Here is a 26,794-nt window from a genome sequence, read left to right as displayed (position 1 = left end):
TAAGCGTCTAAACTAATGCCCACCGGCAAAAATTTCGATTTCTTCTTTTGATAAATCTATATTCAATTGGAAATTTCCTTTTCCTTTGATAGCTAAAATGGCTTGTCCTTGATTGAGATTAGGAATACTTTCTAGTTCGCTTTCACGTAGTGTTTCTTTGAATGAATCTTTTAATTCGTCAATCGAACTTGGGTCTTGTTTCATGATAAAAGTATAGGTCGACAGCTTCAAAAGTTTACGTACTTTCTCCTTAAAGTTGTCGGACGCCCCTTTAGAAAATAAATCTGAAATATCATGCGTAGCTAAGCCTAAACCTCCAAAGGCTTTACGTGCTTCTCGTTCATACCGATCAAGTAAATCAATGGCGTCCATGTTTTCTTGTCGGGTAATATTATGGAATTCATCGATCACTAACAGAGTTCGTATCGCTTCTTCTGGACGTTTCAAATGATTATCTACAAAATATTTTTCTCTCATTCCTCGTGTCATCGCAAGATTCCATACTAAGAAAAGAAGATTATAAAATTGTGCATTGAATACAGCTTTTCCTTTATTTAACAAACTACTCAAATCAAATGAGACGGAGTAATAATCTTCAAAATTTAAAGTCGTATGTTGATTAAAAATTTTTCCATCTGATCGCAACATGGCTTGACTAACTGAATAGATTTTATCTAACCTTTTGGCTTCAAACTCTGAGAGGCAGGAGCGAAATTTCCTTTCCTCTTCAAACAATTCATTGTGAATAAACTGAGAAAAATCTTCCAATAAAGGATATTGAATCGCTTCATATTGCGTGGCATTTTCCAATACCATTTGGTGATCAGAAAACCATTTTTCATAAAACAAATCAATATACATATCCAATGACGTATTTAGCTCCGGATCATTTTCTCCATGAATATTTGCGAAGATAATTTTCAATTTATTCTTACTAACGTTGTAACTTTCTTGTTCATCTACTTCGCCAGTCAACTCATTAATCACTGTCGCAAATATTTGGAAAGGATTGACTGTTCCATCACGACCAGAAGCGTCTAACGACAAACCACCATAAGCTTTCATGAAACGATTATTCTCGGCATTTGCCATAAAATAATACGTATAGTTGCCTAATAAATGATTGTGACTACCGATCTTTTTCAACGTTGAACTTTTACCAGAACCAGGAATACCGATCAACACAAAATTATAAGAAAGGCGCATATAATCCTTATGCCACATATCTAAAATAACCAATCCTCCTGTATTGGTTCGACCAAAGTAAAGGCCTCTTGGATCAATTAATTGGCTGTAATTCAATGGATAACTTGCCCCTAGATCATTCGTCGTCAACTCTTTCCCTTGACGATTTTTCGCTTGCTTTTGTTCTTTATGGGAGCGATAAAGTGCCAATAACTCTGTATCTTCTTCTCCCAAAAAGAAAGAAGCTTTATAACCTCTAATAGAAAGTCGTTGATTGATTTTATCTGCTTGTTGCTGGACGTCTTCTTTCGTTTTTCCTGAAATATAGTAACGTGTCGTCACTTCTTTTACGCTCTCATTCCCTGTGATCATGTCCTCCATCAATTCTTTTAATAATTGATACTCAATCCCCGCTTCTTGTCGAATGTCCTCTGAGAATCCCTTTCTCGCATTATCACGACTCTCTCCAATGGATTTATTCAACTCTTTTTTGATTTTGGATAAACCTAAATGAGAAATATCAACTGTGGTAATCACACCAGGTTGACGAAAAATTTGTTCTCCCCAATAAAAAAATTCTTTCTTTGCGTATTTATATAAATGAGAGACACCGATATAATTTCTGCCTGTTTGACTAAACCAATTTCCCTTAAAAGTAATTCCTGTTTGTGGCATGATCTCACTCATAAACTTCCAATCTTCTTTTGCTTTATTACAATAATCTTGGTCAGATAAAGAATCATCAAATTGCGGAGGGCGATCGCCTAAATTGTATAACTGATAAAGTAAACTTTTCTTTTGCGCCACTGAAATTGGATGAATATGAATATATTTGTTCACGCTGTGTAACACTTCAGAACGAGCATTCTCCAACGCTTCTCTTGTTTCTCCAAAAATTTGGATATACACGATATCTTCTAACAATGATTGTGACCGTTCGAGTTCCCATACTTTGTGTTCTCGCTGTTCTTTCAGATACGCACTCCCCTCTTTTGGAAATCGATCATACAAATAATCAATTTGTTGGGTTGTATCTGCCGCATACCCCATAAAAATTAATTTAATGTCTGACGTAGTACTTCGGAAAAAATCCACATAGCTTTGAATCCCTTGGCGCTGAATTTCTGTTGGTTCTTTACGAATCGAATAGTTTTCTAATAATAAATAATCTGTAAATCCATTTCTTGTGACAATACAATCTTCTTCAATCATAGAAACATGATTCATCAGTTTTAAGACACTGTTTGAGATTTTGTAATTTGGTTTGTGTTTCTTTTTCTTCTTTGTTTCTTTTTTTAAGGAATCATCGATAATCATTTTTCTGCCTCCATTAGTTGTTTATTCTCTTCAAACGCTTCTTGTTGCGAAAGATAGATCGTATCTGGGTGATAAATAGTCAGATCCTTTCTTAAAAGATCCACAAGTGTGGTAATATTCTTTTGACTTGGTTTCATTGGAGACGGCAACATCCAAAAAATAGTTACCAATACAAGAAATAGACGAAACCACAAGCGTAAAGGAGGATAAACTAAAGCTGCAATATAATTCCAACCATAAAGCAATACACCAAAAAATACGGCGGCATCCATTAAAGTGTAAACACCACCGACACGCATTGTATCCGTGATTCGGTTAGGGCGAGTAAACATATTTGTTCCTTCCTTTCATTTATCAGTAAAAGTTGAAGAACCCTATTGAGAAATAGAGTTCTTCATCAAACACCAATATAATTACTTATTTTTCTTTCTTTTCTTCTTTTTTAGATTCTTTAAGTTAGCCTTTTATTCTTCGTTTTTGTTGGCGATATTGCCCATAATCTTTTCCGAGATCATAAGCATCTCGATGTTTACTCATAAAGGACGAAGAATGATAACGTCTAGGATCTTCTTTTCCATAGCCAAATACTTTATTTTTAGTTGCTTGTTTTAATGGATTATTTTTCTTATGTTGAGACAATTCTTGATTTAATCGGTCAGACTTCGCAGAAAATGTTCGGTTTGGCTTTTCTTCAGTTTTAGAAGATTTTGGGTCGTCAGATGATTGATTGAATCCAGTTTCTTTTTCACTAGTAACTGATGAATGAGCTTCTTCCTTTCCAGATGAATCAGAATCGAAATCATCTGAATGAGTCATTTCTTCCGGTTCTTCAGACTCTTGACGTGCCATTTCATTGAATCCTAGTGGAGAATCAGAATTAATATCTGCTTCAGTTGGTTCTAGCGATTCCAAACTATCAAAATCTGAAGATTCAGGGGAAGATTCAGAAGTTTCTTGTGTTTCTTGTGTGTTTTCTCCCACACCTTCTGATTCTGTAGACGATTCTTCATTTTCAGAGGATTCTTGATTTTGTAAATCATTCGAATCTTTTGATTGGTCTTTCTCTCTTTCTTGCTCATTAAAGCCTTTATTAGATTTAGAATCATCTTCTTCCTTATTCTCTGAATCAGAATCACCACCATTCATCATGTCATTAATCCCCTTCAATCCTTTTCCATTGCCATTATTTCCTGTACCAGCAGTAGCTAATGACATTCCTAAACCAAAAGCACCAACATCAGCTAATGCACCACCTGCGGACTTCGCTGCACTCACACCAAAGTCTTTGATCCCTCGTACAAGTTTTGACCCACTGAAGGCTGCTATCATCACACCAGCAGTTCCTTTCAAACCTGCGTCGATTCCTGTCACACGTTGGAATCCATTTGGCCCATCGATCAATGCCCATGCAGCACCTGCCATCGCAATAATGTAAGTGAAAAAATCAAAATTCATCGACTTGATATAAACCGTCGCAACAATATAAATTTGAAAAAGAATCGGCACATAGACTAACAAAGCAAAACTACCAACTAATTCAGAAAAAACAGCTTTCACTCGTTGCATACCCATGAAATCTGCCAATCCACCTTTGACTAATAAAACATAATCGCCATACATTTTGGCAATGATTATCGCAAATTTGAAGGAAGTAATCGCTAATGCAACAATTGAAACAAGCTCAGTCAAATAAATATTAAAGAAATGGACTTTGTTGCGATAATAATTTGGCGAAAAGAATTCAGACATTAACCAAGCCGCAAAACCACTTGGTTGTTCAATATCCACCACTGAATCCTTTCCTTTAGAGTCTGTTTTGATTTTTTTCTTAAAAACCTCTCCATTTTTCACATCATCAGGCTCATCAATTTTTTCTTTCATATCGATTTGCTTGGCATGCTTATAATGGTTCAGATTTTCACCCTTTTTTAATTTCCATCCTTCTTCTGCCATAGCTAACAAATCGGTGGTATTTTCCAAAATAATCGACTCACCTGGACTTTGATCTACCTTATTAATGGCTTTGAATACACCCTGTGTCATGGTTGAAGCCGTTGACCATAACGTAGGAGCCATCAATGTTAAACAAAGGATCAAAAACAAATTTAATGGTGCTTGTGTTGCGCCATTGACTTTGTTAAACATTAATAAAATAAAAAAGCCCACTACTGCCATTAACAAAAGAAATCCTTTTAGTGGATCGATTTTGTGCATTAACTCATTGAAAGCTGGATTGTCAAAAATATTTAACAACTTTAAAAGGTTCTCCATCACACCATACAATCCATCTAAAACCCAAGCACCACCTTCCGCAATCTTCATGGCTATTGGTCGTAAAAAATCCCAACCTAGATTTCCTTGTGTTAAATAATCAGAGTAATGATTTAACAGCTTTAACAATTGTTCATTAGACATCACTGTTGCACCATTTCCAGAGAGAAAATTAGTCACAACATTGGCTAGAATAAACAGCATTTATTTTTCCTCCCCTCCTATTTGAGTAAAACCATTTTTTTCAACGCTTTGAATCATCCGTTCATAAAGAGGCTCTCTACCAACATTGGCTAACCATTTTTTTATATCTTTGATCGTCCCTGATTGAAGCAATTGTTCATATTCTTCCTCTATTCGTTGTGGATTTTCCTGTGATTCACAAAAGATTCGTACGTCCTTTTTCAATTTCTGTTTAAAGAAATAACTTAATGGACTAGCTGAATCCAATTCTTGTATAGGTTGTTGTTGAACGTCTTCCGTAAAATACACGTCAAAAATTGTATCTAGTTCTTTCAAACGTGAATTTTCAACTTTTGGTTCGACATGTTTTCCTTGCGAAACACGTACAGAACCCTCTTCGACTGACTGATTTTCTGCTTCAATTGCTGAAGCTTTCTCTGCTTCAAAATCTCTCCCTTCAAGAATCGCTTGTCTTCTTTCTTCTTTTTCCTGAATCATTAAAGGATCAACCAAATAAAGTAAACTACTTAATTGAATTTGTGTATGAGGCGCATTGCGATACTCTTCCTCAATTTCATCCCAGGTACTTTCTTCATACGGAAGATATTTCCATGCTTCTAGCATTTTTGTTTCCCCACGATTGTAAATAGGATACATATTTTCAATGACATTCCCTGCTAAATCGTGAGTTTTCATGCTTCGAATCACAACAGTTTGTCCAAAAGGTAAACGAGATAATTCATCTTTAGTTAACATAGGGATACGTTCCATAGAATCAGTGAGTGTTTTCTCACTATCTGCAATCTTTCCTTGACGTGAAAGGGAAAGGTTCGCTCGATTCCCTAAGTCTTCAACAATCATTTCTCTTGTTTTCTTTGATTTGGTTTTAACTACAATGGTATTTCCGCAGTTGGCAATAATCGTATTCGCATCATCACCATACTTATCTAATTGTTCATAGTTTTGTAGAACAATCACATGACTAAGTCCTACTTTTAACCCATCGGTCATTTTCGTTGCTAATTCAGGGATTTTCACCATATTGCCTGCTTCTTCATAAAGAAATACCACTTGTCGTGGCAATTTACGATTCGGCTGTTTTAACCCTGCTTTTGTTAATTCTTTAAAGCTTTGATCGAAATAATTAGCCGCAATCTCGTGATTCGATTTGTCTTGGTCAGAAACAACTACAAAGACAGCCATTGGTTGTTCGCCAAACCCTAAATCCATGTAATTGATTGAATTTTGAGCCATTAACTTGGCATTTCCTGTTCTACGAAATGCTTTTAAATTCGTTAACATATGTGTTACCACATTCCCAATGGTTGATTTTGCAGGTGCAGAAGCTAAAATATCTAAATAAGCCAAATGAGCAGGGTGATCTAAAGGTAATTCTTGGAAATAGAAGTCTAATACTGACTTTCCTTTGTATTTACTGAATAATTGTTTTCTTTTTCTTAAATCATCTGTATAGTTTTGAATGACAGAATGAGATTCAGTAGTAATTTGATCACTGTTCATTTCCGCAATCATATTCACAATTGTATACATATTGGAAAGTTCTTCTCGTTGAATCAATAAAGATTCTTCAATTAATGCCAATGATCCAGCAGTAAATAAAGCAGTCGCCGCATTTTGCCAAAAAGGTTCTTTCGCATTTGGATCATGAAAATAGGTATAACATAAAGTAGCTAATTCTGCTTGAGCTTGATCGAGTCCTCGATCTCTCGCAATTGTTGTGTCTCCAAATAAATATTGTTTATAGTAATGAACAACCAGAGCTAAAGGATTCGTGGTATCTGAAACAGCTGTATCATTTAAATTCAACAATCTAACTTTGTAATTTCTTTTTTCCAATAATTTTTTCCACTTCAAATAAAGTTCTCCAGAAGGATCATGAATATTCATCGAACGTTTTTCCTTCATATTCGTTGTTCGACTGTATCCATCGATCGCTTTTTCAACTCCAAAAACCCCTTTACCGACACGAGTTTCCCCAACGATAGCCACATTCGTTGGCTCACTAGAAATATATTCTCGAACTCGATGACACTCTCGATCTTCATTTGTTCGAGGAGACGTTCCCACGACCATTCCTGATGGGCCATCATAGGCTTCCATATCATCTGTAGGCATGACTGGATACTGATAATCTAATTCACTCTTTCCATCTGCCCAACGAGACGTCGCCGCAGTCATAACATCTTCTAATGGCATAAAGCTTTTACGGACTCTGTATAATTTGTACCCAAATAAAAATGTACAAAATGAGGAAATCAAAAAAAAAATAACCACCCTGTACTGGTTTTTGGTAACTGAAAGAAAAACTTTAACTGAAACGCATTTTTCCAGTCGCATTCTCCAAAAAGTCCATTTGGAAAGACTTCAGTAAGAATACTTGGTAAAGATACAATGTAGTTGGAAAATAAAAATAGAAAAATGAACAAACTAACAAATAAAGGATACAATACACGTTTCTGTCCAAGATAACGTTCAATATGCTTGTAGGGTGTGCGTGTAGGATCACGCCAAAATCGAGTACCAACTAAATCTCTTCTCCAAAATTTTGAATGTTTCATGTACGTTCTCTTTCATTTTGATAAAATAAATCAAAAGCATACGGTTGAAATGAAACTGTTTCATCCATTTCATTATTATCTATATATTGTTCCATCTGTTCATATTCTGTTGCTAAATACTCTTGTCCCAACTCTTCATGACCTATCAAATCAACCAACTGGTTAATTTCCATTTCTTTACATTTTTCTTGGCGAATCTGTTGGTATTCCTTCAGACTCTCAATGCGAAATTGAATCGCTTCTTCTAAAGTATGCGTCTCATCGTAATTTTTAATCATATAAAGCTCTTTTTTTGTTAGTTCCGTTTCTTCACAATAACGACGATAAATTTCACGTAAATCTATTTTATGAAGTTCTTCCTTTATTTTCTGTTTACTTAAAACCATTTATCCTTTTCCTTTCTTCTGATAACTTAAAAATATCTTTTTCACTTTTTTTAATAATTCATACGAAGTTGGTGCTTCAACGATAACTAGCAACAAACTCATTAGGAGAAGACCTAAATAACGTAAAATGTTTTGTTCTTCAATCATTCCGTTGATACTTAGATAGAAAACTTAAAAACTAAGTGTTAGATTCAATATACATCGATAAAAGGAAGCCAATTTATATGAACCTCTCGAAACAGTCATAGTAAAAGGCGTACGCTCGATATGATAATAATAAGAAATCCTTTCAACAGGTATATTTCCATGAGGTGTCATAATCAAATCTTCTGTTACTTTTTCAAAACCTATATAAGTCAGATAGTTCAATGAGCTCTGCTTTTTAGGTAAATCATAATTTGTAATAATGGATTGATCATATACTTGATTTAAACAAATTTATAAAAATGTAAAAACAAATAAAATCAAGAAGGAACGAAAGGCAGAAATAGAACAACCTCCTGCAATAAAACCATCAAAATAACCGAATGTGCCTGTCAGTAAATAGAACCCCCACCATTTTAAAAATTGGCGTCGAATAAAAGAAAATAAATGATATTTCCCTCTTAGATAATAAAAAAATACTTTTACTATCAAAAAGATACCGTAATAGATTCCAACAAGCAGAAACAAACTGCCTAAGTCACCAGATCCTAATCCTCTAAAATAAATTTTATAAGATTTCAAACAATCATAACCAGAAAAAATCACTGGTAAAGAAAACCAAATACATGCAAGAATCAAAAATTCTTGCATGTATCGACGAATAACTAACGAATAATAATCGGTTTTACTCATTATACGATTTCTCCATTTCCTATTTGAGTGCCGCTATCCGAAGAAGATCCTTCTGAAAAAATGGAAGTTTGATCACTTGTATCTGTATTCATGGAGGATTCCGATTGATTTTGTTCATTTAACGATGGATTGATCATTTCTGGCGTTTCTGGAGCTGTTTCAGGCGTAGAAGGAGCTTCCACTTCTTCTACAGTAGGCAATGATTGAAAATCACTTAGAACGGAATCTACAGCGCTATTTTGTTTGTTAGCCTCATTGGCTACCGTTTCGACAGCCTGATTGGCTTGTTCCAAAGCAGGTTGATAATCCGTTTGTTGACTCTCTTCTATTTGGCTACCTACCACTTGATTAGTTGTATCTAATGCTTCTGAAGCTTGTGTCGCTTGGTTGATTTCATTCTGTACTGCATTGCTTACTTGTTCATTCGACTGCGCATTAGATACTGTTGTTTGGATCTCATTTTTAGTTGTAGAAACTTGTGTTTGTAACTCTTGATATTGTTGATTCATATCTGGTAACCGATTGGCTGTTTCTTGTGCTTGTTGAACTGATTCACTCATTTGTGTGGTCGTTTGATTGGCTTTGTTCTGTGCTTCTTTGATTTCAGTTACTTTTTGAGTCAATTGTTCATACGTTTCACGATATAAATCATAGTTGATTGGCAATACTTGTCCATCGACTTCAATCAATTTCTTGATTTCTTGTGATAGACGATTGTATTCATTGACTAGATCAGAAACTTTTTGCCATTCATTCGTTGCTTGTTCTGCAGTTTGTGCAGTTTTTTCTTCAATCATTGTTAAGTTTTCTAACTCTTTCTTTACTTGATTCAATGATTGATTCAATTGTTCTGCTTTATTTTTAACAGTGGTTAAAGCAAGCTTATTCGTAGTAATGAGTTGATCTAATGTATGATCTGGTTCATCTGGTGTAACTGGCGGCACTGGTTCTGGATCAGGTGTTGGCTCGGGAGTAGGGTCTACTGGTATATCAGGAATATCTGGTATAACGGGTACATTGGGATCATCTGGTAAAACAGGTATATCTGGAACAACTGGTTTTTCTTCGTCTATTCCTGGATTTTCAGGTTTCTCAGGTAAAACGACTTCTGGTTTTTTATCTGGCAAAATAGGTTTTGACAAATCCGTCAATTCTTCTTTGGACGATTGTTGTTTATCTGTCAGTAAGAATAAAGGTTCTTTCTTATTTTCACTATTTGGTTTAGTTTCTCGTTTTTGTTCCTTGATTTCTTGTACATCTAATGCTTTAGCTAATTCCCCAATGAGATTTGTTCGATCTTTCTTGTCATTATCTGACACTTTAAAACCAAAAATACTTGAATCATCTTCGTTATTTTCTCCTGTTAACACACCTAAAAGCTTATCCATACTACTTTTTCTCTTTGATGTTGATTTTTCTTTACCTTTTGTTTCTTTTTCGATTGCTTTTTCCCATGTTTTTTCACTTTCTTTATCGCTATCCATAGAATGCACTTGCTCTTTTTTGGCTACTTCTTGTTGTGGTGAAGTACTATAACTATAAGTAATAAGACCTCCTACGCCTAGAATAGAGACGGAACATAATCCGATTAACCACCATTTTTTCGGAATCGATTGAAACCCATTCCCTTTATTGTTCGTTGTTTGATTCGTCATTTGAAACTCCTCCTAATTGTTGTAATTTTTCTTCCCAAAGTTTATAGTTTTCTTCTGCTTCCTTACGTTCAGATTCAGAAAGTGTCGTATTCTCTTTGTCTTTTTGATATTTTTCAAGTAGATTCACAATACTTTTAGCCACAGATAGATCTTCAGTTAATTCTTCGTCATGAATTTCTTGATTGATTTGTTCTGCTTTTTTGACTTCTTTCTCATGAATGGCTTGATAAGCTTCTTCTTTTTTTGCAAGCTGAATCTGCTCGTCTAATACCGTACTTTTAATTTCTTGGTTGATTAGTTCTGCTTCTTCGATTTTTCCTTGCTTTAAATAGGCAAAACCAAGCATCCCTTGTGTTTCTTCATTCACAGGCAAATCAGTCATTTCTGTGATTTTTTTCCACTGGTGTTCTAAAAAGAGTAAATAAAAGAAAGCAAGAGTTGATTTTCCTTCTTTTGATAGCTTAGATAACTCTTTTTTATTTTTTTCCTGATAAAGTTGCTTTACTAACACTTCTTCTTTTTGTGGGTATTCTTTCAACGCTACAATATATTCTTTCTTATCAACCAATGTTTGATAAGAATCGATTGGATTCGTCTTGATTTTTTGAGTTGAACTCCACAAAATACCAATAAAAAGAAGAAAAAAAATACTTCCTCCTATACCTATTTTTTTCCAATGAATCTTAAAAAAAGATTGTAAAGAATCAAGGTTGAGAGAAAAGTACTTTTTGTTCTTCTTTTCAGAAGACGGTGTGAAAGAAACTGAAGTAGACGAAGGTTGTGTTCCACCAGGAAAAGCTAATTCTTGATCTAACAACTCCAACAATTTCTGTCCTTTACGCTGTTTTAATGTGCCTGCTTGAATCATTTGTTCAATACTATAATGAATGGATTCATGAAATGATAAACCTGAAACACATTGATATTTTCCTTGATACAAGACTTTTTTATCTTGTACCAAGAGATAAGTCACCGAATTTTCTGGACGTAATTCTTCTGAAAGTTGTTCAAATTCCACATACGAATAGCGTTCTTTTCTAATTCGTACGGCATTAGATTCTTCAATCTTAACTTCAATCAACATTCTCACCAACTTTCATTTTCAAACTATTTAATGGACATAATCCAATCCACTAATTGTGCCGCAAATGAAATACCTAGAATAGAAACTCCAGCACGAATAATAATCATCTTTGCTTTTTGACTAACTTCCATAATTGGCATCATGTTAGCTAAAAATCCACCTGCAATAATTGCTGTTCCAATTGCAGCAGTGATATTTCGTACTAATTTTGTGATTGAATCACCAGCATGGTTTACTGAACTTTGTATATCAGCAAATGCTTCCATCGGAAGTACTAGTTGAAATAGCAAAATAACCGTTAATGCACTCAAACTAAATTTCATCCATGAAGAAATTCCATATGTTTTCCTTTGCCCTAAAAGATTCATTTGATTATTTTCCATTGTATTGTCCTTTCTGAAATTGATTGTTATTTGCTTGTTTTTTCAAGCTTTTTAAAATCAGTTCTTGATTTTCGGAAATAATTTTCTGGTGGAACTGATCTAATGCCGTATCATAGTCTTGGCCGTTGGCTTCTAAAACTGCCATTGCGACCTCTTTTGTTTTTCGTTGTTCTACAGATAATGCCATATTCATTTCTCCTTTATTTTTTTATAAAAAAATAGAAGATACAAAATCTTCTATTGAAAAACACTTGATTCAATTATTTTTGTAATTCGGGTACTCGTTTTCCTGCCAATCGTTTTTCTCTTAAAAAATCACGTACTTTATGATATTCCGTACTTGGAATTTTCTTTATCCACGCATTTTTGTAGCCATACCCATTCCAGATAAAACCTTCTTTTCGTAAAATTTCACGATATTGATAAGCACCAGGAACAGCAATATAATACATTTGAACGAAAATTGGCTCTAAGAAGGAAACGACTTTCAACTCAAAATCTTGGTGAAAACTTTCCAAAATTTGTCGTTCTCTCATGGCTTGTGCTTCGTTTTCAAATTTTCTTACCCACATATGTTGACTAGATAAGTAAGAAAAATCACGTCTTTTTAATAAGGCATGTGCATGATAAGCACCCAAAACAACCACCGTATCTTTTTCTTTTGACTCTGTAAACTCCTTTGCAAAAGAATTGCCATAATACTGACAGAGTTTCTTATAATCAGAAGAGTCCTGACTATCCATTAAAAGATCTTCTTGATTGAGATATCCTTTATTTAACGCTGTACAGACTAAAGGATAGAAACGAGCATAGAACGTTTCTTTATGCGCTGTTTCGCCGAGATCCATAGCTTCTATATGATGAGCCACTTCATGCAAAGCAGTTAAAAAGTTTGCGCCAGGTGCCCGACTCAAATTATAGATTTCGATTTTTCGATCATTTTGAATGTATTGTCCATGTTTTGATTTTAGTTCTTTAGGAACGATCCTAATTGTAAAATCCTGATAGATTTTCTTATCTGGATAGGTCTCTTGAATAACTTGTTTCAATACATGTTCTAATAACAACATGATCACCTCCTAAAAAGTTACATAATATGAGTTTTATTTTTTTGTAGCTTGTCTCGTTAGATTTTCCGTAAAAGCTTGTCGATCAATCCCAAAATTCAATGCCCCACTTCTTGACTGAAGAACCCTCAATATAGGAATTTCTTGAACAATTCTTCTCTCATTATTTAAAATACATAATTTCTTAATGTATCGAGCATTTGGCAATTGGTTTTGATAAAATCGTTTTTTTTTGATTATTTTTTCTGGTAAACAATAACAATATTCAGATTCGATTATACCGCTCTTTCCTTTTCTCATTTTTCTTGAAACACGAGATTTGATAATATCTTTCTTATAAGCAGTAAAAATTAAGTCCTTTTCTTTTAATACAAGATCCCTAACAAGATATAAATTCGATTCTTGGTTGTCCAAAATAAAAGTTCCTCCTAAAAATTAGATAAATTTGTTTTTTATTCTCTTTTAAATTGTTGATCTTCTTGTTTTCCTGAAACTAATAGTGCCATGATTCCTATTCCAAACATAGCACCCACAAATAGACCTGCACAAAATAACATATAAACTCTCCCTTCTTTTATTTATATCAAACAAAAACAGTCTTATTCTTTAAAATAAGACTGTGAATGAATCAGATTTAAGCTATAAGTCTATAGAATAACTTTTGATTTTTCTTAAGTAAATAGTGCAGATAATATCTTATTTAAACACCACATTACAAATAAAAACCACGTTCCCCATATCATCTGCAACGGAATCCAATCTAAATAATATCTTATATAAATACCATATTACAAAAATGCTCCTATTCCTTAGAACAAAACCTTTTTTGCATTGTGTAATGTCTCTATCAATCCTCCAATAAAAATCTCTTCCCTCCATTATTTTGAATATGATAAAATTTAAATAAAACCATTGAGGTGCTGAGTATGACCTATAAATTACAAAATCTTCAGTTATTTCATTTAGGAATGAAAAAGCTAGGTGTTCATATTGCCACTTTTGATTTTACTTATAAGAATATTGTGTATTCTTGCTTGTTTGAAGCAAATTATGAAGAAGGTTTTTCTTTATCTTTTTTCAAACAAATAACTGGTGATTCACTAAAAATTCCTATCCTTCCTAGTTATCTAGTAAATACTTATATAGAAGATCGAGAACTATTTACTGATTTTTGGAATTTCTTTCAGTTACAAGCAAAAGACGGTGGATTTACTATGGAGAGCTTCTTCGAACGCCTTAATAAATCAATTCCCTCAAAATTTGAAATCAATAAAAATCTAAATAGACCACTTATTTCTAAAAAATATGTCACAGAAGATAAAGAACGTCCTTATTTTCTTGGTTTTATTAACTGGCAAACGCTGAGAGCTAAAAATCCTGAAGTGAGAGGTTCACGTTCAGAAACAAATTTAGAAAAAACTAAAATCCTTTATCCTCAAATCTACCAAGCAATTAAAGATTATGATATTTCTGTTAGATATACTGATATTGCTAACCCCAATGCTATAGAATTTGAAAATCTATTGAACAATAGTTTTTACAACGATTGAAACCTCAATATCAATCCAATGTTCTTTCTTTTTAAGAAATGTGTATACTTCAGGATTTATTATATTAATTGGTAATAAATCCTGAAGTGATTTATTTTCCTCTTCTTTTTGCCAAACAAGAATATTATTTCTACCAGCAAAAGCAGCTCCAGATACTGTCCAACCATTGGATTTCATGTAATGTTGTAAAAATAGATGCCCAAAGTCTTCTGGAATTTTTCGACTGATTTTTCCCTCATCAACTACACAAATTCGTAATTTTTCTTTTACTATCAATATATCTCTCCTTTGTTTCTAGTTACTTTTAACAGTAAAAGGGCAGGATCATAAAATTTTTGAACAATATATAACCGCATATTATTCCTCCTAAAAAAACAGCCTTATTCCTTAGAATAAGACTGTTTCTGGATCAACCAATTGTGATTGGTTTAAACTATGATCTAGGCACAATTCAAAATGTAAGTGACTGCCTGTACTGTTTCCTGTTGAACCAACATAACCAATAATCTGCCCTTGTTTTACTTTGTCACCAACTTTGACTTGATATTCTTGTTGGTGGGCGTACAAAGCCGTTGTACCGTCTTCATGCTCAATAGCTACAACATTGCCCCATGAAGGGTGAAACTCTGCTTTAATAACCGTTCCTGCCTTGCTGGCATAGATTGGCTCGCCTTGTGACGCTGCCAAATCAATTCCTCGATGAAATTCTCCACCACGAGTACCAAACGGACTAGAAATCGTATAATTTTTTACTGGTACGATATACCCTTCTTTGCTTAGTTGTGGACCCTCTACTTCTTTATCGTAAGTCGTTAATTCGTAGGTTTCGATTAAGCCATTCAATTTTTTATCGTAGCTAGTATCTGTGGCATAACGTCCTGTTAAAAATTTTGTTGCTTCTTGATAGGTTTTCGCATTTGTTTTCCAAACACCATCATAAAAATGACTATTTCCTGTTAAACCCTCTTTTAATAGTTGAGCATAGTCATTTAAGCTGTCCTCGTAGTTCTCATACTGTCTAAAAGTTGCCTGAGTAGTATAAAGTGTCCCATTACCTAAATCTTCTTGTGTTGCAAAAGAGACACCTTTTCCGTTATGTGTGCCTTTGATTCCAAACAAGTTGTAATTTGGCGCTTGAGCTAACTGACTTTGACCACTAGCTGATTCTAAAATCGCCTGGGCAATCATGACTGAAGCATACAAATCATTTTCTTGTCCAATTTTACGAGCAGATTCGCCAATTTTACGAATAAAACTTTCGACAGACTCGTCTTTTTCAAAATGAATGTTTCCTTCACTATCCTGTTTGCTAGAAGGGACTAATTCTTGAATAGGCGCAGTTGGTGCTTGATGATAAGCTTTTGACTCTTCTTGCACAGTTGCTTGAATTTGTGCCTTTGTTTCTGCTTTTGGTTGTGCATTTTGTCCAGTGGTTGAAGGCTGTTTCGAAACTGGTTGTGAAGGAGTGACTTCCGCAGGTTTTGTTGGTTGTGTCACTTCTTGATTCACTGATTCACTTGGTTTTGTGGTTGGCTGTTCCACAGGCTTCGTTTCTGAAGGCTTAGTAGGTTCTTGCGTATTATTTTCTGGTTGACTAGAGTCTGTCGTACCAGGAGTAGTTGTTTCTGGTTTTGACTCTGTTGTTTGTGAGCTATCTGCCGTAGAGTTAGTCGTCTGATCGGTTGATTCACTTGGCTTTTGCTCGGGTTGTTCAATGGAAGAATCAGTTGTGATTTCTTCCTTAGTTGTATCTGTATTAGCTGTTGTAGAATTATCAGTATTCACTGTCGTTGATTGTTCTGTCGCTACAGTTGGTTGTTCTTCGTCTGCTAAAACAGATGGAGTATAACCAACAACTTGACCTAATAACAATAAAGCAGACAATAATTTACTTGTTTTCTTCATCTACAAATCTTCTTCCTTTCTTTCGATATAGTTTCTGCAGGAATCTTTTGTCGGATTTGAATCCACCAAGAATCTGGTAGTCGGGGAACATACCCTTCTTTTTCTGCAATAAACAAACAATTTAAAACAACGGATATACTTAAAGAAAATTCATGGTAGTTATCCTTCATTTTGAAAAATAGTTCTTCCGAACATTCTTCACACAACGTATGATCTTCTACTTGCCAAACTCCTTCTTGTAAATTAGGAGAAACTTGGTTGTCACAGTTGTTCTTCACTCTAGCATTATCCACCTTCATTTTAACCAAAATATTTCAACAATAAAGAACCTTCATATATTTTTTTACTATCTCTTAAAAAATCATTGAATATTTGAGAAACATTATTTATCTTGTTATATATATAAAGTGAAAAAATATAGAAAAAAGTTGATACTTATGCCAATAAACTACGCAAAATAAGATTATGACACTTTTTATATTGACTGGGATAGATACTTTGAATTTATCAACCAATTCACAATATTCAGCAATAATTCTATTCAAGATGAATTTTTGAACGTTTGGAAAAAAAGATTAATTAAAAGCTAAAAAGAAGCAGAAAAACATTTTTGTACATTAGATTTAACAATAGAACATTTTCCTATAAGATTAACTTTTTATTCAACTTTCTTAGCTTGGACTTGTGTAAATATTGATTTAATTGAAAAAATTATTTACAAAGACCAAATATCTCCTCAAATAGCTAATATTAACTTATTTAAACTGGCCTCAGAACATTTATCTAAACACAACTTAGAACCTACTTCTAAAATTTTATATCAGCCAACACATAAATCTTCAAAATTCCTAGATATGCCTATATTGATTTTCTATCCAAAATCTTTTAGTTTGGGACCTTCTGTAATAGATGGAAACAATAGAGTTCACTTTGCTAAAGAAAAAAATATAGATAAAGTGCCTTGTTATTTATTATCTGAAGCATTTTTTTTAGCACATCCTGAAGTTTTTTTAGATGAATTCTGTAGAGATATATTTTTCTTTTTAGCAGACATTCATTTTTTTATTTCAAATCCTTATAAACCAGGAAAAATAAAGTTTTTTTCAACAAAAAAAGAATTCAATCACTTTTTTTCATTTTCTTTGATTGATCAACATGATTTATAGAATTCTTCTTCATTTTGTTAATGTCCAAGCAACATGTTTCATGGATATTTTTGAATCGATTTCTAACTTGTTTCTTCTTACTTATAATTGTTCAGAAATTTAGAAAACATTTTTCTCACTCTCCTTGAATAAAAATAGAGATAGTCATTTCAACTATCTCTATTTCATTAATTATTTGTGTGATTTACGACGAACAAAAACTACAACACTAGCACAAACAAAAAGAACCAAGCCGATCATACTTATTAGTACGTTGCTTGATTCATTCGTTTTTGGTAAGAATTTAGGCGTTTTGAATGTGACAGTTTGATCTTTATTTTTCAAATCATCTTCTTTACCAACTTCTTTTGTTTTCTCTTTGTCGTAATAAATATAGTGAGTAGCTACCCCTTTTTGACCGTCTTTCATCGTATTTTTTGCGATTGGAATATCCACATAAATTGTTTCATTCTCAGCTTTTGCGGTATACGTAGACTCAACAGTTGTAATCACCTTTTTCGTTGCTGAATCAACGTATGGCGTTACGATATAGTACGTATGACAAACTTCTGCGCCTTTGATTTCTACTTTATCACGCAATGTATTATCAACAGTAGGGTCAGCTTCTTTTTTGCCGTCTACGGTTGCTAAAAGTGTGGTGATTTTCATTGGCTTACGTTTATTGACCGCTTTAAGTGAAATCTCTTGCCCATTGGTTTCTGGCGTTACTTCAAAGCTCAAATCGTCTGCATTTGGATAGTACCAGTTTAATGGTTTCGTTTCTTTGAATTTGTATTTTCCAGTTGGTAATTTCTTCACAGCGATTTTTCCATCTTTATCTGTCTTATACGTGTCGATCACTGTTTCTTTTTTACCATCTACACGAATTAATTGGAACTCAACCCCTTCAAGTGGTTTGTTACCTAAGTTATCCGTTTTGATTAGCTCAACGTTTGTATATGCTAATTTGTTTTCAATCTCTTTTCGAGCCATTTTCGTCAAGATTTCTTTATTTTCAGCGTATCCGTCCGCAAATACATGAATATTATGTTCTTTCTCATTGCTTGATGGAACATATTGGAACGTATATTTTGTTTCATCTAATACATGATCTTTCCCAGCGTTCACTTCTTGTAAGTAGTAATTACTTGGAATATTAGGTAAGGTCAATCCTTCAAATGAAAGTTTTCCGTCTTCTACTTTTGCATAAGCAAGAGCATTACCTTCTGGTAAGATATCATAACCAATTTGTAGTCCTTCTTCGCCAACATATAAACCGAACACTTGACCATTTTTCGCATTTTCAAGCTCAATGGTTGGTTTTCCATCTTCCCAACCAGTTACGACTTCTTGTTTCTTATAGCCGTATACATTGATTTTTTGTAATGAGTTTTCAATTTCTACATCAGTCGAAGATAATTCAACCAATTGACCTGCATATTTAATTTCAAAAGGTATTGGTTCTTCCGCCATCACAAAACCACTTGGTGCTTCAATTTCAATTGCTTCATATTTCCCAATATACAAATTAGGATCAGAAAGAGTATCTCCTAAATCATTTGTCACTAATTCAAGATCTTTTCCGTCTTTTTGAACATACTCACCTTTTGCTAAACGAACGGTACCGTCTGGCGTTGTAATGTCTTCTGCCGCACGAACTTTGAATTTGACACCTGCTAAATCCACTTGATCGTATTGAATATCGACATATTTACCATATTCGCCTTCTTTTTCGACAGTAGAGATCCCTTTTTCTCCAGTTTTATGAATTTTCACTTGCCCTTTTTGTGGCATGTTCTTGAACTTAATCGTAATCACACCACCTGCATCAGCTTCAGTTACAGAAAAAACAACTGGTTCAGTCGCAAGCAAGTAACCTTCTGGCGCACGTAATTCACGGATTTCATAACGATTTTTACCAAATGGTAAACTATCACTTGTGACCAATTCCCCTTTGTCATTGGTTTTAAACTCGTCACTGACTTCCAATGAATTAGGAACACGCATTGAAACATAGTCCCCTTTTCCATCATTTGACCATCGATCCCAAATTTTGAACGTGGTATCTTTCAATGGAATTGTTTTTCCTGTTTCACCATCTACTTTTACTAGGTGTAAACGAGCTTCAATGATTTTATCTTCCAATACCCAGAATAATTTTTGATCTTCTTCCGAAATCGTAAATTCGATTGGATCAATCGTTAGATACCCTTCAGGTGTTTTAGTTTCAGTCATTACATACGAATCATAAGGCAATGTTTTACCTGTACTTGCTTTACCATCTTTATCGGTCGTAATTACTTTGACTGGTTTCCCTGTTGTTTTAGAAGTAATTGTAAATTCTGCCCCTTCTATTTTAGGTTTCACATTATCAGACTTACCAGTCACTTTGTCCATTACTTTTTTTACAAGTGGTTTATCACCGATTTTAACGATTTCTATGCCGCCTTTAATCACTTGATCTTTTACAGTCATTGATTGAACTGCAATTTCTTTATCTTGACCAGCATAAGCAATATTTACTGGATATTTTGTTGAATCAAGGTTATAGCCTTCTGGCGCTTTAACTTCTTGAACATAATAGTCATGCATAATTTGCATGTTTTCAAAAGAACCAGTGACTTTATCTCCAGATTTTTTCAATGTCACTTCTTTTACCTTCTGACCATTTGTTTCGAATAACCCGTATACTGCACCATCTAATCGAGCTGAACCTTGCGATTGGTTTCCTGTTTCTTTATCTTCTTTAATAAGATCTAAACGCCCCACTTGTTTTTTATTTTTGAAAGTTGCCGTAACTGTTTTATTTGCTTCGATTGTGACTGTTTGTGGTGTTTTGTTCAACACATAACCGTTAGCAGCTTGAATTTCCTGAATAGTCACTTTTGTACCATGTGGAACATCTTTCAGGTCAGCTTCCCCATTGTCATTTGTAACAACTTCTACTTGTTTTCCACCATAAGAAAGTTTGAATTTCGCACCAGAAATAGCTTTACCTGTATCCGCATCTACTTTCTTAATTTTTGCATTTCCATTTTTTAGTACATTTAGATTGATAGAAAATCTTGCTGGATCCTTCACTTTAGCTCTAATTACATCTTGTAAATAAGGGGCTTGATAAATAATCGAAGCGCCTTGGTAATTAGAATCTATATTATATTTGAATTGAATTTGTCCTGTTTGATTGCTGTCATTTCTCGGTGTAATTTTAACTGTATTACCACTCATTGAAACATTGACATTAGCTGAATTTCCTGACATGACATAATAACTTAAAATATTATTTGTATCAGCCAAACTTAGTATTTCACCTAATTTAACTGTATATGTTTTTCCGGAAAACGAAGGTCTCTTATAAAATGTATCTATTTTATCTAAAGTTGCTTTTTTAAATGCTTCATACCCTGCTAAACTAATTCTTCCTTGTCCACTTAAATCACTTATGCTTGTGGGTTTAACCCCAGTTGTAATTTCTTGAACCAATTTTTCTGTATAAAAAGCATTCACAACTGATTTTTGTTTTTCCCATCCCCAATATACAGCTAATGAAGCTTTAATATATTTAGCTTCAGATACCTCAGAAGTAGTAAAACCAGCATTCGCTCCCCAGTTTAAAGGTGCTCCTGGTTCAACACACCAAAGCATATTTCCATTACTATCTTTTTTAGCATAATAGCCAGTTTCTACATTTCCATTCGATTGTGACCAATGAAAAGCAGCATCGCCATAATTAGAGTCTACATAAACAGCTCCTGTTCCTCTAGGCATAACAAAAAAAGCACTTCCCAATACTGCTCTCGCTTGTGCTTGGTTTTGTGCTTTAATTAATTCTACTTTTTGTAGTACCTCAAACAAATTAGAACGATACGAAGTACCTGTTGTACTACGAATTGAACCGTCTTCTAACAATTCATAACCATTGTCTGCAAATATTTTTTTCACTTCTTGATTTAATTGATCTTCAGTCTTCGCAGGAACAGGAGTTAATGATTGTCTATTTGCTTGATCTGATTGTTTTGTTGGAGAATCAAAGGTTGTTTCTTCTTTACTTTCACCCGTATCATCAGTTATAGAACTTTCAGTTACCATAGGAATGGATTGTTCTGTTTTTTCTTCTATATTTTTGCTTATATCCTTGTTTTCTTTTTGAAAATTTCTTTTTTCTACCTGACTACTTTCCGCTTGGTTAGATATTTCTGTTTCAGCTAATACACTTAACGGTTGACTAATAGCACCAGACAAGCTCAATAAGAGCATAAAAGCAGTCACTTTTTTTCGTATCTTATTTAATTGATTAAAGTTCATTTATACTTTCCTCCCTATATTTTTTATTGTTTTAACAATATAACTAGTAATTCATTGAGATTACCTCCTAAAATAAATATAAAAAAAGAAGAAACAACTTATCGTCATTCCTTCTCTACTAACAAAATAATTTTATGTTTAATTAATCTTTATATAAGCTTACTGAAAACTTCTCTGTCCCATCACTATAATAAATTGTAATAACAACATATCGTGTCCATCCATGTCCAGATGAACCTAAAGCAAAATCCTTATCTAATTCCTCTTCAGCCCAAGTAGTGGCTTCATTATCTGTATCAAACACTTTCCCTGTATTTCCAATATAGCCACTTACGATCGTTGGTGCTTGTGGTTTACTTGGAGTAGTTGTTCCACCATTTCCTCCAGTTGATTCACCTTGATTTCCTTCATTGTTGCCAGGATTTGATGGTGTTGTTTGTCCCCCGCCAGTATTTCCACCTGTCGAACCGTTTTGGTTACCATTATTATCTGGTTGACTTGGTTGTGTTGGTGTTTGAGTTGTACCACCGTTATTTTCTGGTGTGCTTGGCGTTGTTGTTCCTGTATTTTCAGTTGTTTGACCACCAGTTTGTGTATTACCTGTTACTGTGTTATCAGTTGAAGGTGTTGTTGTGTTTTGAGTTGCTGAACTAGTTGTATTATTGCTTGTTGTTCCTTGTGAAGTTGCTGGTTGTCCTACTGGTTTAGTTGAATCTACTTTATCTTGTGGTTGAATCACTGATTGTACAACTGTTTCTCCTTTGTTATTCTGAACAGTTGCTACATTTCCATCAAAAACTAGTTTATTGCCTGCGTAGATTAAGTCTACATTCGCAATTTTGTTCATATCTGCTAATTTTTGTACAGAAATGTTTGTTGCTTGGCTGATTCCACTTAATGTATCTCCCCAAACAATTGTATATTCATTACCTTTCATATCTGCTTTGATTTGTTCCACTGTACGTGGTGTCCATTCTGCCGCAGCTACTTTCTCGTGAGCAGTTGCTAATGCAACTCCACCAATAGTCGCTCCAATTGCAAGTACTCGTAATATTTTCATTTTATATTCCTTCTTTCTATTTATTATTTATTTACAAAAATAGGATACCAATTTTAGAATCCCATGTCAACAACTATTTTGAAAAAAGATATAAATTTTGGTATACTTATCTTAGAATCCAATAAATAGGAGGTTGTTTTATGGAAAATAGCAATTTAAATCACTATCAAAGCTGGGTTACATCCAATTTAATTACTAGAAAACAAGCCGCCGAAATTACTGGTCAAAGTTTTGCAGCATTTTCTCAAACAATTAAACAAGGTCGAATTAAGCCCTTCGTTGAAATTGGAGAAGGTTCTGGTCCTGGAATGGTTCGTCTATATCTTAAGAGTGATATAGAAGCTTACGCTAAACAGTTACAAGCTAAAAAGCAGAGACAACAATAAGTCGTTTCTGCTTCTCTATCGAAAAAACAATTTTATTATGGAGAGTAACTACTATGAAGAAAAAATCCCTCATAATCTTATCACTCAGTATTGTACTGATATCTGTACTTATCATTGCTTTTTCTCTGTCGAAGAAAACAGAAACAAATAACCAATCAACCGTTGAATCTTCTTCCTCGGTTATTTCAGCTAATTATCGCTATCCATCTTTATCGAAAGTCAAAGCCTGTCAAGGCGCGGATATTCAAGTTTTGGGGAAGACTCAAATTACTACTGTACTCTTCCAAAATAAAAATATTGCAGTTCTTTCCCTTCAATCTGGAGAAGAAATCCAGTTACCAATAAAAGTAACGGACAAAAAGAAAAATCTATTTGAAATTCCAGAACTGAAATATGCTCCAAAATCTCTAAAAATAGGGGATACTTTTGGCTTAGCAAAAAAAGACAATCAATATTTTGCTTACCAACTAAAAAATTAATGTTACTAAAATGATAGCGTTTTTTTAAAATGAATACAATATAATAATTATAACAAATTTTTATTTTAATGTTACGCTTTCATTCATAAAAGATCATTTTGAACTCATAATCGTATAATACTTACGAGGGAACTTCCCTCGTAAGATTCTACATGGAAAGAAAGGAGTAAAAAATGAAATTTATTTTCACTAGTAAATAACTAGCAAATCTCAATTACTTCACTAAAGAAGTAACTGAAATTTGTTAGTTAAAAAATGATAATAAATTAATAGTCTTCTACAGAAATAAATCTTATAAATATTAAGTACAAAGCAACTAGAATACTTAACATTGTAAGCGTAATTGCAATCAAATAGATAATTACTTCTTTTCTTTCCTTTCTTTCGTTGATTTGGTTTTCTTATAAGAATCTTTTGAACTATTTCTCGATTTTTCTCATTATTGAGATATATGCGATAATTACTACTAGTGAACTTTTTGACTACAAGAAGATTATGTTGTTCTATTTTATCTAACCAACATTCATAATCTTCTTGATCTAAAAAGAAATATTTCGTTCTTCCCTTTTTTAGATCATCAATTTGTTTTAAGAAATAAACTTCGCCCATCGTACTCATACTTCTTCTCCTTATTGCTCTTGCTTCATACAATCATCTGTTCTTTCCTTGTTTTTTGTTGATATATATGGATAACTGCATTTGCTAAATCGACTTGTCGTTGTCTCCAATTGTTTGGATCTCGATACCATTTTATGAATTCACTACTTGTAAAAAGATAGGAGCTACTAAAAATTTCTTCAAACATTATTGCGAGTCCTTCTTCATCTGATTCAGCTGCAACAAACAAATACAAATCTGAAAATGTCATTCCTTTTGAAAGGTACTCTGCAAAATATTCGATTCTTTTTTGTACAAAACTTGGAATTTTAGTTTCATTTAATTCTTGTTTATACTCTTTTCTCAACCGAAAAGTAGTTAGAGAAACTGTGCTACCTGTATTTATTTTCATATCGTCTTCTCCTTAAACAAGTGCAGAGTCAATACTTAGTACATAAGACTTTTGTTCATCGATAATACTAAAAATTTCTTTTGTAGATTCTTCCATACCGATTGGTTCTAACGTTTTTTCACTGATTGTTTTTGCATTTTCTTCAATCGCTTCATTTCGATCTAATTCTTGCAAGCATCGTACAAATTCTTCTCGATCTTCGATATCTGTTACTACTCTCTCATAAAGATCCATACACTCTTCTTTATCCTTTGCTGCAATTAGCGCATAATAACATTGGGCTTTCACTTTGAAAAATTTCATTGGCTATTCCTCCGTTTACTGTTCTTTATCTGCTACAAAAGCAATAATTTCAAGACCTACAATGTAATCACCTAACTCTTCCCATACATCTTCAACTAACAATTCGTCCCCTTCGTCATTTGTCAGGGTCATTTTGAACCATTCATTGCCCTCATCATCTTCAGGAAGTAATTCAAACCCGATTGGATTATCAAGCAATGGTTGATTGTATAAATCTTCTTCATCCAATACTAAAACATCTAACCCTTTACAGTTACCACCTTTTCTAAACGTCACAAAACCTTTGTAATCCCATCGTTGAAAAGAAACTTTAATCGTATGTTTTCCCGATTGACTATCTGGATCATAATTTTTCATTTGCTACATTTGAAAAACTAATTTTCGGTTGATCTTTCCTGTGATTGAAAGTCTTACCAGATTCCCAATCTCCTGTTTTTCTAGCATAGTCATATTGTTCTGCCGTTCTTCATGTTGAATGAAAAGTACTTCCGTATCTCTACCTAGAAATACTCGTTCTAGAATTTTAATGTTCGTTTTCAATATTCCGTCACCTTTCCTATGCCTTAATCAAATATTGACGCGACATACCTTCTTCCAATTGGTAATAGACTTTCACTCGTTCAAACCGTTTCAAAAGACCGAAAAAACAACGTTTTTCTTTAGGGGAAAAATTCGCAATATATTGACTGACTAGAAGCTTTCGATCTTTTCTTTTTTTGATCTCAGCTAAAATATCTTTCTCGAAACGTCGAATCATTTTTTCCTCTTCTTGTAAATTGAAATTTTGATTAAAACCGTCTACTAAAGGTCGATAATGATATTTTGTACTCATGTCGTCACTTCCCTCTTTCGAGGAAGAACAAGGATAACTAATGGCTCAAAGATTTTTTTCGCAAGAATCCATTCATTGGCTTCTTTTTTGCTTGGACAGGAATAATACACACGTCCGGTATATTTCCCCATAACCTTTACCATAGGCATTCACTCCTTCTCTTAATTACTTGTCTCGAAATGCTTTACGTATAACATATTCGTTATTGATTATTCGCTCTAAAGAGTCACAAGGATAAATTCTCTTGTTGTTTTTCTTTTGGTCTTCTTCTACGATCCACTGAAGTTTTTGGATCGTTTCTTCACTGACCGCAATCTTGATGCGTTTTTTCTTTGTTCCCATATTCAGGTGTCCCCTCTACTTTTTCTAAATCTAAGCAGTTCTCAATTTTAATATTCGGACAACCTGCCCGTTTTTGGTGGCATAATTCGGAGGAATTGCTTGACTTCTTGATAATTCAGCCAACAACTGGCGATAACGCCTTTCTGACCACTTATGTTTCCTCTTTTGCAGAGAAACATATTCAGCCATTGAAATTTCCTTGCGTTTGCCAGATTCTAAAAAGCAAATCAATCGTTGAATTTCTGTCATTTGGACGCCTCCTAGCAAAAAATTTCTCTTGTTTACAAGTAAATCGTAAATCAAATAAAAGTTAGTGTTCGTTGTTAAGTAAAACGATAACTTTGCATGTTAGGTAAATGCTCAACCTGTGAATCACAAATCACTCGAAATGTTTCAAGTATCAGAAATCCTTCTGCTAACAGATAGTTACCGAGGTAACTCTTACCTGCGCTACTTATTTCTCCGCAATTTGCCTTCACAAAATCATCCCAAAGGGGCACTACGCCTTCAGGTACTGTCCTTCCAAACACG

Annotated in this window: 30 protein-coding genes; 4 read left to right on the top strand and 26 right to left on the bottom strand. The window is 33.8% G+C overall.

Annotated elements, in window-relative coordinates:
- Positions 1 to 12: 12 nt before the first annotated feature.
- From AB3H93_RS13670 to AB3H93_RS13610, 13 genes are all read right to left on the bottom strand, one after another.
- Positions 13 to 2,502: a VirB4 family type IV secretion system protein gene (locus AB3H93_RS13670; RefSeq protein WP_368020714.1), complete on the bottom strand. Its 2,490-nt coding sequence runs from the start codon at positions 2,500 to 2,502 to the stop codon at positions 13 to 15.
- Positions 2,499 to 2,834 carry a DUF5592 family protein gene (locus AB3H93_RS13665; protein WP_094939986.1) on the bottom strand — a complete coding sequence of 112 codons (336 nt, stop codon included), beginning with the start codon at positions 2,832 to 2,834 and terminating at the stop codon, positions 2,499 to 2,501. Before AB3H93_RS13665 ends, AB3H93_RS13670 begins: the two co-directional genes overlap by 4 nt.
- A gap of 124 nt (positions 2,835 to 2,958) precedes the next feature.
- Complete coding sequence (locus AB3H93_RS13660; RefSeq protein ID WP_368020713.1) at positions 2,959 to 4,977, bottom strand: pLS20_p028 family conjugation system transmembrane protein; 2,019 nt, start codon at positions 4,975 to 4,977, stop codon at positions 2,959 to 2,961.
- Positions 4,978 to 7,173, bottom strand: coding sequence for a type IV secretory system conjugative DNA transfer family protein (locus tag AB3H93_RS13655; protein WP_368020712.1), 2,196 nt, complete (start codon positions 7,171 to 7,173; stop codon positions 4,978 to 4,980). It lies immediately after the preceding gene.
- Positions 7,174 to 7,531: 358 nt separating this feature from the next.
- Positions 7,532 to 7,921, bottom strand: coding sequence for a hypothetical protein (locus AB3H93_RS13650; protein ID WP_128436205.1), 390 nt, complete (start codon positions 7,919 to 7,921; stop codon positions 7,532 to 7,534).
- A 438-nt stretch (positions 7,922 to 8,359) separates the two neighbouring features.
- Positions 8,360 to 8,758 carry a hypothetical protein gene (locus AB3H93_RS13645; protein ID WP_161652475.1) on the bottom strand — a complete coding sequence of 133 codons (399 nt, stop codon included), beginning with the start codon at positions 8,756 to 8,758 and terminating at the stop codon, positions 8,360 to 8,362.
- On the bottom strand, positions 8,758 to 10,413 hold the full coding sequence (locus tag AB3H93_RS13640; protein ID WP_161652476.1) for a hypothetical protein: 1,656 nt from the start codon (positions 10,411 to 10,413) through the stop codon (positions 8,758 to 8,760). Before AB3H93_RS13640 ends, AB3H93_RS13645 begins: the two co-directional genes overlap by 1 nt.
- Entirely contained in the window at positions 10,388 to 11,494 is a 1,107-nt protein-coding gene (locus AB3H93_RS13635; RefSeq protein ID WP_161652477.1) for a hypothetical protein, read from the bottom strand. The genes AB3H93_RS13640 and AB3H93_RS13635 overlap by 26 nt, the downstream gene beginning before the upstream one ends.
- 26 nt (positions 11,495 to 11,520) lie before the next feature.
- Positions 11,521 to 11,880 carry a hypothetical protein gene (locus tag AB3H93_RS13630; protein ID WP_181916689.1) on the bottom strand — a complete coding sequence of 120 codons (360 nt, stop codon included), beginning with the start codon at positions 11,878 to 11,880 and terminating at the stop codon, positions 11,521 to 11,523.
- The gene (locus tag AB3H93_RS13625; RefSeq protein ID WP_002334239.1) at positions 11,870 to 12,067 is read right to left on the bottom strand and encodes a hypothetical protein; all 198 of its coding nucleotides are present in this window, start codon (positions 12,065 to 12,067) and stop codon (positions 11,870 to 11,872) included. The genes AB3H93_RS13630 and AB3H93_RS13625 overlap by 11 nt, the downstream gene beginning before the upstream one ends.
- Positions 12,068 to 12,140: 73 nt before the next feature.
- On the bottom strand, positions 12,141 to 12,950 hold the full coding sequence (locus AB3H93_RS13620; protein ID WP_368020711.1) for a hypothetical protein: 810 nt from the start codon (positions 12,948 to 12,950) through the stop codon (positions 12,141 to 12,143).
- A gap of 33 nt (positions 12,951 to 12,983) precedes the next feature.
- The gene (locus tag AB3H93_RS13615) at positions 12,984 to 13,361 is read right to left on the bottom strand and encodes a hypothetical protein (RefSeq protein WP_368020710.1); all 378 of its coding nucleotides are present in this window, start codon (positions 13,359 to 13,361) and stop codon (positions 12,984 to 12,986) included.
- Positions 13,362 to 13,399: 38 nt separating this feature from the next.
- On the bottom strand, positions 13,400 to 13,504 hold the full coding sequence (locus AB3H93_RS13610; protein ID WP_288322416.1) for a DUF3789 domain-containing protein: 105 nt from the start codon (positions 13,502 to 13,504) through the stop codon (positions 13,400 to 13,402).
- Between the two features lie 369 nt (positions 13,505 to 13,873).
- Here AB3H93_RS13610 and AB3H93_RS13605 point away from each other — a divergent pair, with 369 nt between their 5' ends.
- Positions 13,874 to 14,497 (top strand): DUF6037 family protein, encoded by a 624-nt coding sequence (locus AB3H93_RS13605; protein ID WP_368020709.1) that lies wholly within the window; start codon positions 13,874 to 13,876, stop codon positions 14,495 to 14,497.
- Here AB3H93_RS13605 and AB3H93_RS13600 read toward each other — a convergent pair.
- The 3 genes from AB3H93_RS13600 to AB3H93_RS13590 form a co-directional block, all read right to left on the bottom strand.
- The gene (locus tag AB3H93_RS13600; protein ID WP_368020708.1) at positions 14,468 to 14,773 is read right to left on the bottom strand and encodes a hypothetical protein; all 306 of its coding nucleotides are present in this window, start codon (positions 14,771 to 14,773) and stop codon (positions 14,468 to 14,470) included. The genes AB3H93_RS13605 and AB3H93_RS13600 overlap by 30 nt on opposite strands.
- Before the next feature lie 111 nt (positions 14,774 to 14,884).
- Entirely contained in the window at positions 14,885 to 16,402 is a 1,518-nt protein-coding gene (locus tag AB3H93_RS13595) for a peptidoglycan DD-metalloendopeptidase family protein (RefSeq protein ID WP_368020707.1), read from the bottom strand.
- A complete protein-coding gene (locus tag AB3H93_RS13590) occupies positions 16,399 to 16,680 on the bottom strand; it encodes a hypothetical protein (protein ID WP_368020706.1) in 282 nt (93 codons plus the stop codon). The genes AB3H93_RS13595 and AB3H93_RS13590 overlap by 4 nt, the downstream gene beginning before the upstream one ends.
- Before the next feature lie 576 nt (positions 16,681 to 17,256).
- On the opposite strand from AB3H93_RS13590, the gene AB3H93_RS13585 reads away from it, so the two are divergent.
- On the top strand, positions 17,257 to 17,568 hold the full coding sequence (locus AB3H93_RS13585) for a hypothetical protein (RefSeq protein ID WP_368020705.1): 312 nt from the start codon (positions 17,257 to 17,259) through the stop codon (positions 17,566 to 17,568).
- Between the two features lie 171 nt (positions 17,569 to 17,739).
- On the opposite strand, the gene AB3H93_RS13580 is transcribed toward AB3H93_RS13585, so the two are convergent.
- Entirely contained in the window at positions 17,740 to 21,852 is a 4,113-nt protein-coding gene (locus AB3H93_RS13580) for a SpaA isopeptide-forming pilin-related protein (RefSeq protein WP_368020704.1), read from the bottom strand.
- Between the two features lie 142 nt (positions 21,853 to 21,994).
- Positions 21,995 to 22,912, bottom strand: coding sequence for a LysM peptidoglycan-binding domain-containing protein (locus AB3H93_RS13575; protein WP_368020703.1), 918 nt, complete (start codon positions 22,910 to 22,912; stop codon positions 21,995 to 21,997).
- Between the two features lie 140 nt (positions 22,913 to 23,052).
- On the opposite strand from AB3H93_RS13575, the gene AB3H93_RS13570 reads away from it, so the two are divergent.
- Both AB3H93_RS13570 and AB3H93_RS13565 read left to right on the top strand, forming a co-directional pair.
- A complete protein-coding gene (locus tag AB3H93_RS13570) occupies positions 23,053 to 23,298 on the top strand; it encodes a DNA-binding protein (protein WP_094939968.1) in 246 nt (81 codons plus the stop codon).
- Positions 23,299 to 23,351: 53 nt separating this feature from the next.
- Positions 23,352 to 23,777: a hypothetical protein gene (locus AB3H93_RS13565; RefSeq protein WP_368020702.1), complete on the top strand. Its 426-nt coding sequence runs from the start codon at positions 23,352 to 23,354 to the stop codon at positions 23,775 to 23,777.
- A 643-nt stretch (positions 23,778 to 24,420) separates the two neighbouring features.
- On the opposite strand, the gene AB3H93_RS13560 is transcribed toward AB3H93_RS13565, so the two are convergent.
- The 8 genes from AB3H93_RS13560 to AB3H93_RS13525 form a co-directional block, all read right to left on the bottom strand.
- Positions 24,421 to 24,786, bottom strand: a complete 366-nt coding sequence (locus AB3H93_RS13560; RefSeq protein WP_128436186.1) for a hypothetical protein — start codon at positions 24,784 to 24,786, stop codon at positions 24,421 to 24,423.
- Positions 24,787 to 24,798: 12 nt separating this feature from the next.
- Positions 24,799 to 25,089, bottom strand: a complete 291-nt coding sequence (locus AB3H93_RS13555; protein WP_010738080.1) for a hypothetical protein — start codon at positions 25,087 to 25,089, stop codon at positions 24,799 to 24,801.
- A gap of 15 nt (positions 25,090 to 25,104) precedes the next feature.
- The gene (locus AB3H93_RS13550; protein ID WP_010738081.1) at positions 25,105 to 25,446 is read right to left on the bottom strand and encodes a DUF5406 family protein; all 342 of its coding nucleotides are present in this window, start codon (positions 25,444 to 25,446) and stop codon (positions 25,105 to 25,107) included.
- Between the two features lie 199 nt (positions 25,447 to 25,645).
- Positions 25,646 to 25,921, bottom strand: coding sequence for a hypothetical protein (locus AB3H93_RS13545; protein ID WP_010738082.1), 276 nt, complete (start codon positions 25,919 to 25,921; stop codon positions 25,646 to 25,648).
- Positions 25,918 to 26,064 carry a hypothetical protein gene (locus AB3H93_RS13540; protein WP_010738083.1) on the bottom strand — a complete coding sequence of 49 codons (147 nt, stop codon included), beginning with the start codon at positions 26,062 to 26,064 and terminating at the stop codon, positions 25,918 to 25,920. The genes AB3H93_RS13545 and AB3H93_RS13540 overlap by 4 nt, the downstream gene beginning before the upstream one ends.
- 22 nt (positions 26,065 to 26,086) lie before the next feature.
- Positions 26,087 to 26,263: a hypothetical protein gene (locus AB3H93_RS13535; protein ID WP_010720529.1), complete on the bottom strand. Its 177-nt coding sequence runs from the start codon at positions 26,261 to 26,263 to the stop codon at positions 26,087 to 26,089.
- 30 nt (positions 26,264 to 26,293) lie between these two features.
- Positions 26,294 to 26,512 (bottom strand): hypothetical protein, encoded by a 219-nt coding sequence (locus AB3H93_RS13530; RefSeq protein WP_128436187.1) that lies wholly within the window; start codon positions 26,510 to 26,512, stop codon positions 26,294 to 26,296.
- 74 nt (positions 26,513 to 26,586) lie between these two features.
- A partial coding sequence (locus AB3H93_RS13525) for a hypothetical protein (RefSeq protein WP_368020701.1) occupies positions 26,587 to 26,794 on the bottom strand: 208 nt, incomplete at its 5' end.

The organism is Enterococcus sp. C74, assembly GCF_040887125.1.
Classification (GTDB): domain Bacteria; phylum Bacillota; class Bacilli; order Lactobacillales; family Enterococcaceae; genus Enterococcus_B; species Enterococcus_B hirae.
Note: the sequence above shows the minus strand (reverse complement) of the source record. Positions and strands in the feature narration are given on the sequence as shown.

What these genes read in the sequence shown, in the direction of transcription:
- AB3H93_RS13640 (WP_161652476.1), bottom strand. Translation starts at nt 10,413, where the DNA reads ATGACGAATCAAACAACGAACAATAAAGGGAATGGGTTTCAATCGATT.
- AB3H93_RS13610 (WP_288322416.1), bottom strand. Translation starts at nt 13,504, where the DNA reads ATGTTATTTTGTGCAGGTCTATTTGTGGGTGCTATGTTTGGAATAGGA.
- AB3H93_RS13580 (WP_368020704.1), bottom strand. Translation starts at nt 21,852, where the DNA reads ATGAACTTTAATCAATTAAATAAGATACGAAAAAAAGTGACTGCTTTT.
- AB3H93_RS13560 (WP_128436186.1), bottom strand. Translation starts at nt 24,786, where the DNA reads ATGAAAATAAATACAGGTAGCACAGTTTCTCTAACTACTTTTCGGTTG.
- AB3H93_RS13670 (WP_368020714.1), bottom strand. Translation starts at nt 2,502, where the DNA reads ATGATTATCGATGATTCCTTAAAAAAAGAAACAAAGAAGAAAAAGAAA.
- AB3H93_RS13565 (WP_368020702.1), top strand. Translation starts at nt 23,352, where the DNA reads ATGAAGAAAAAATCCCTCATAATCTTATCACTCAGTATTGTACTGATA.
- AB3H93_RS13645 (WP_161652475.1), bottom strand. Translation starts at nt 8,758, where the DNA reads ATGAGTAAAACCGATTATTATTCGTTAGTTATTCGTCGATACATGCAA.
- AB3H93_RS13575 (WP_368020703.1), bottom strand. Translation starts at nt 22,912, where the DNA reads ATGAAAATATTACGAGTACTTGCAATTGGAGCGACTATTGGTGGAGTT.
- AB3H93_RS13650 (WP_128436205.1), bottom strand. Translation starts at nt 7,921, where the DNA reads ATGGTTTTAAGTAAACAGAAAATAAAGGAAGAACTTCATAAAATAGAT.
- AB3H93_RS13540 (WP_010738083.1), bottom strand. Translation starts at nt 26,064, where the DNA reads ATGGTAAAGGTTATGGGGAAATATACCGGACGTGTGTATTATTCCTGT.
- AB3H93_RS13570 (WP_094939968.1), top strand. Translation starts at nt 23,053, where the DNA reads ATGGAAAATAGCAATTTAAATCACTATCAAAGCTGGGTTACATCCAAT.
- AB3H93_RS13605 (WP_368020709.1), top strand. Translation starts at nt 13,874, where the DNA reads ATGACCTATAAATTACAAAATCTTCAGTTATTTCATTTAGGAATGAAA.
- AB3H93_RS13595 (WP_368020707.1), bottom strand. Translation starts at nt 16,402, where the DNA reads ATGAAGAAAACAAGTAAATTATTGTCTGCTTTATTGTTATTAGGTCAA.
- AB3H93_RS13535 (WP_010720529.1), bottom strand. Translation starts at nt 26,263, where the DNA reads ATGGGAACAAAGAAAAAACGCATCAAGATTGCGGTCAGTGAAGAAACG.
- AB3H93_RS13585 (WP_368020705.1), top strand. Translation starts at nt 17,257, where the DNA reads ATGCCTATATTGATTTTCTATCCAAAATCTTTTAGTTTGGGACCTTCT.
- AB3H93_RS13620 (WP_368020711.1), bottom strand. Translation starts at nt 12,950, where the DNA reads ATGTTGTTATTAGAACATGTATTGAAACAAGTTATTCAAGAGACCTAT.
- AB3H93_RS13555 (WP_010738080.1), bottom strand. Translation starts at nt 25,089, where the DNA reads ATGAAATTTTTCAAAGTGAAAGCCCAATGTTATTATGCGCTAATTGCA.
- AB3H93_RS13530 (WP_128436187.1), bottom strand. Translation starts at nt 26,512, where the DNA reads ATGACAGAAATTCAACGATTGATTTGCTTTTTAGAATCTGGCAAACGC.
- AB3H93_RS13545 (WP_010738082.1), bottom strand. Translation starts at nt 25,921, where the DNA reads ATGAGTACAAAATATCATTATCGACCTTTAGTAGACGGTTTTAATCAA.
- AB3H93_RS13625 (WP_002334239.1), bottom strand. Translation starts at nt 12,067, where the DNA reads ATGGCATTATCTGTAGAACAACGAAAAACAAAAGAGGTCGCAATGGCA.
- AB3H93_RS13665 (WP_094939986.1), bottom strand. Translation starts at nt 2,834, where the DNA reads ATGTTTACTCGCCCTAACCGAATCACGGATACAATGCGTGTCGGTGGT.
- AB3H93_RS13630 (WP_181916689.1), bottom strand. Translation starts at nt 11,880, where the DNA reads ATGGAAAATAATCAAATGAATCTTTTAGGGCAAAGGAAAACATATGGA.
- AB3H93_RS13655 (WP_368020712.1), bottom strand. Translation starts at nt 7,173, where the DNA reads ATGCCATTAGAAGATGTTATGACTGCGGCGACGTCTCGTTGGGCAGAT.
- AB3H93_RS13550 (WP_010738081.1), bottom strand. Translation starts at nt 25,446, where the DNA reads ATGAAAAATTATGATCCAGATAGTCAATCGGGAAAACATACGATTAAA.
- AB3H93_RS13660 (WP_368020713.1), bottom strand. Translation starts at nt 4,977, where the DNA reads ATGCTGTTTATTCTAGCCAATGTTGTGACTAATTTTCTCTCTGGAAAT.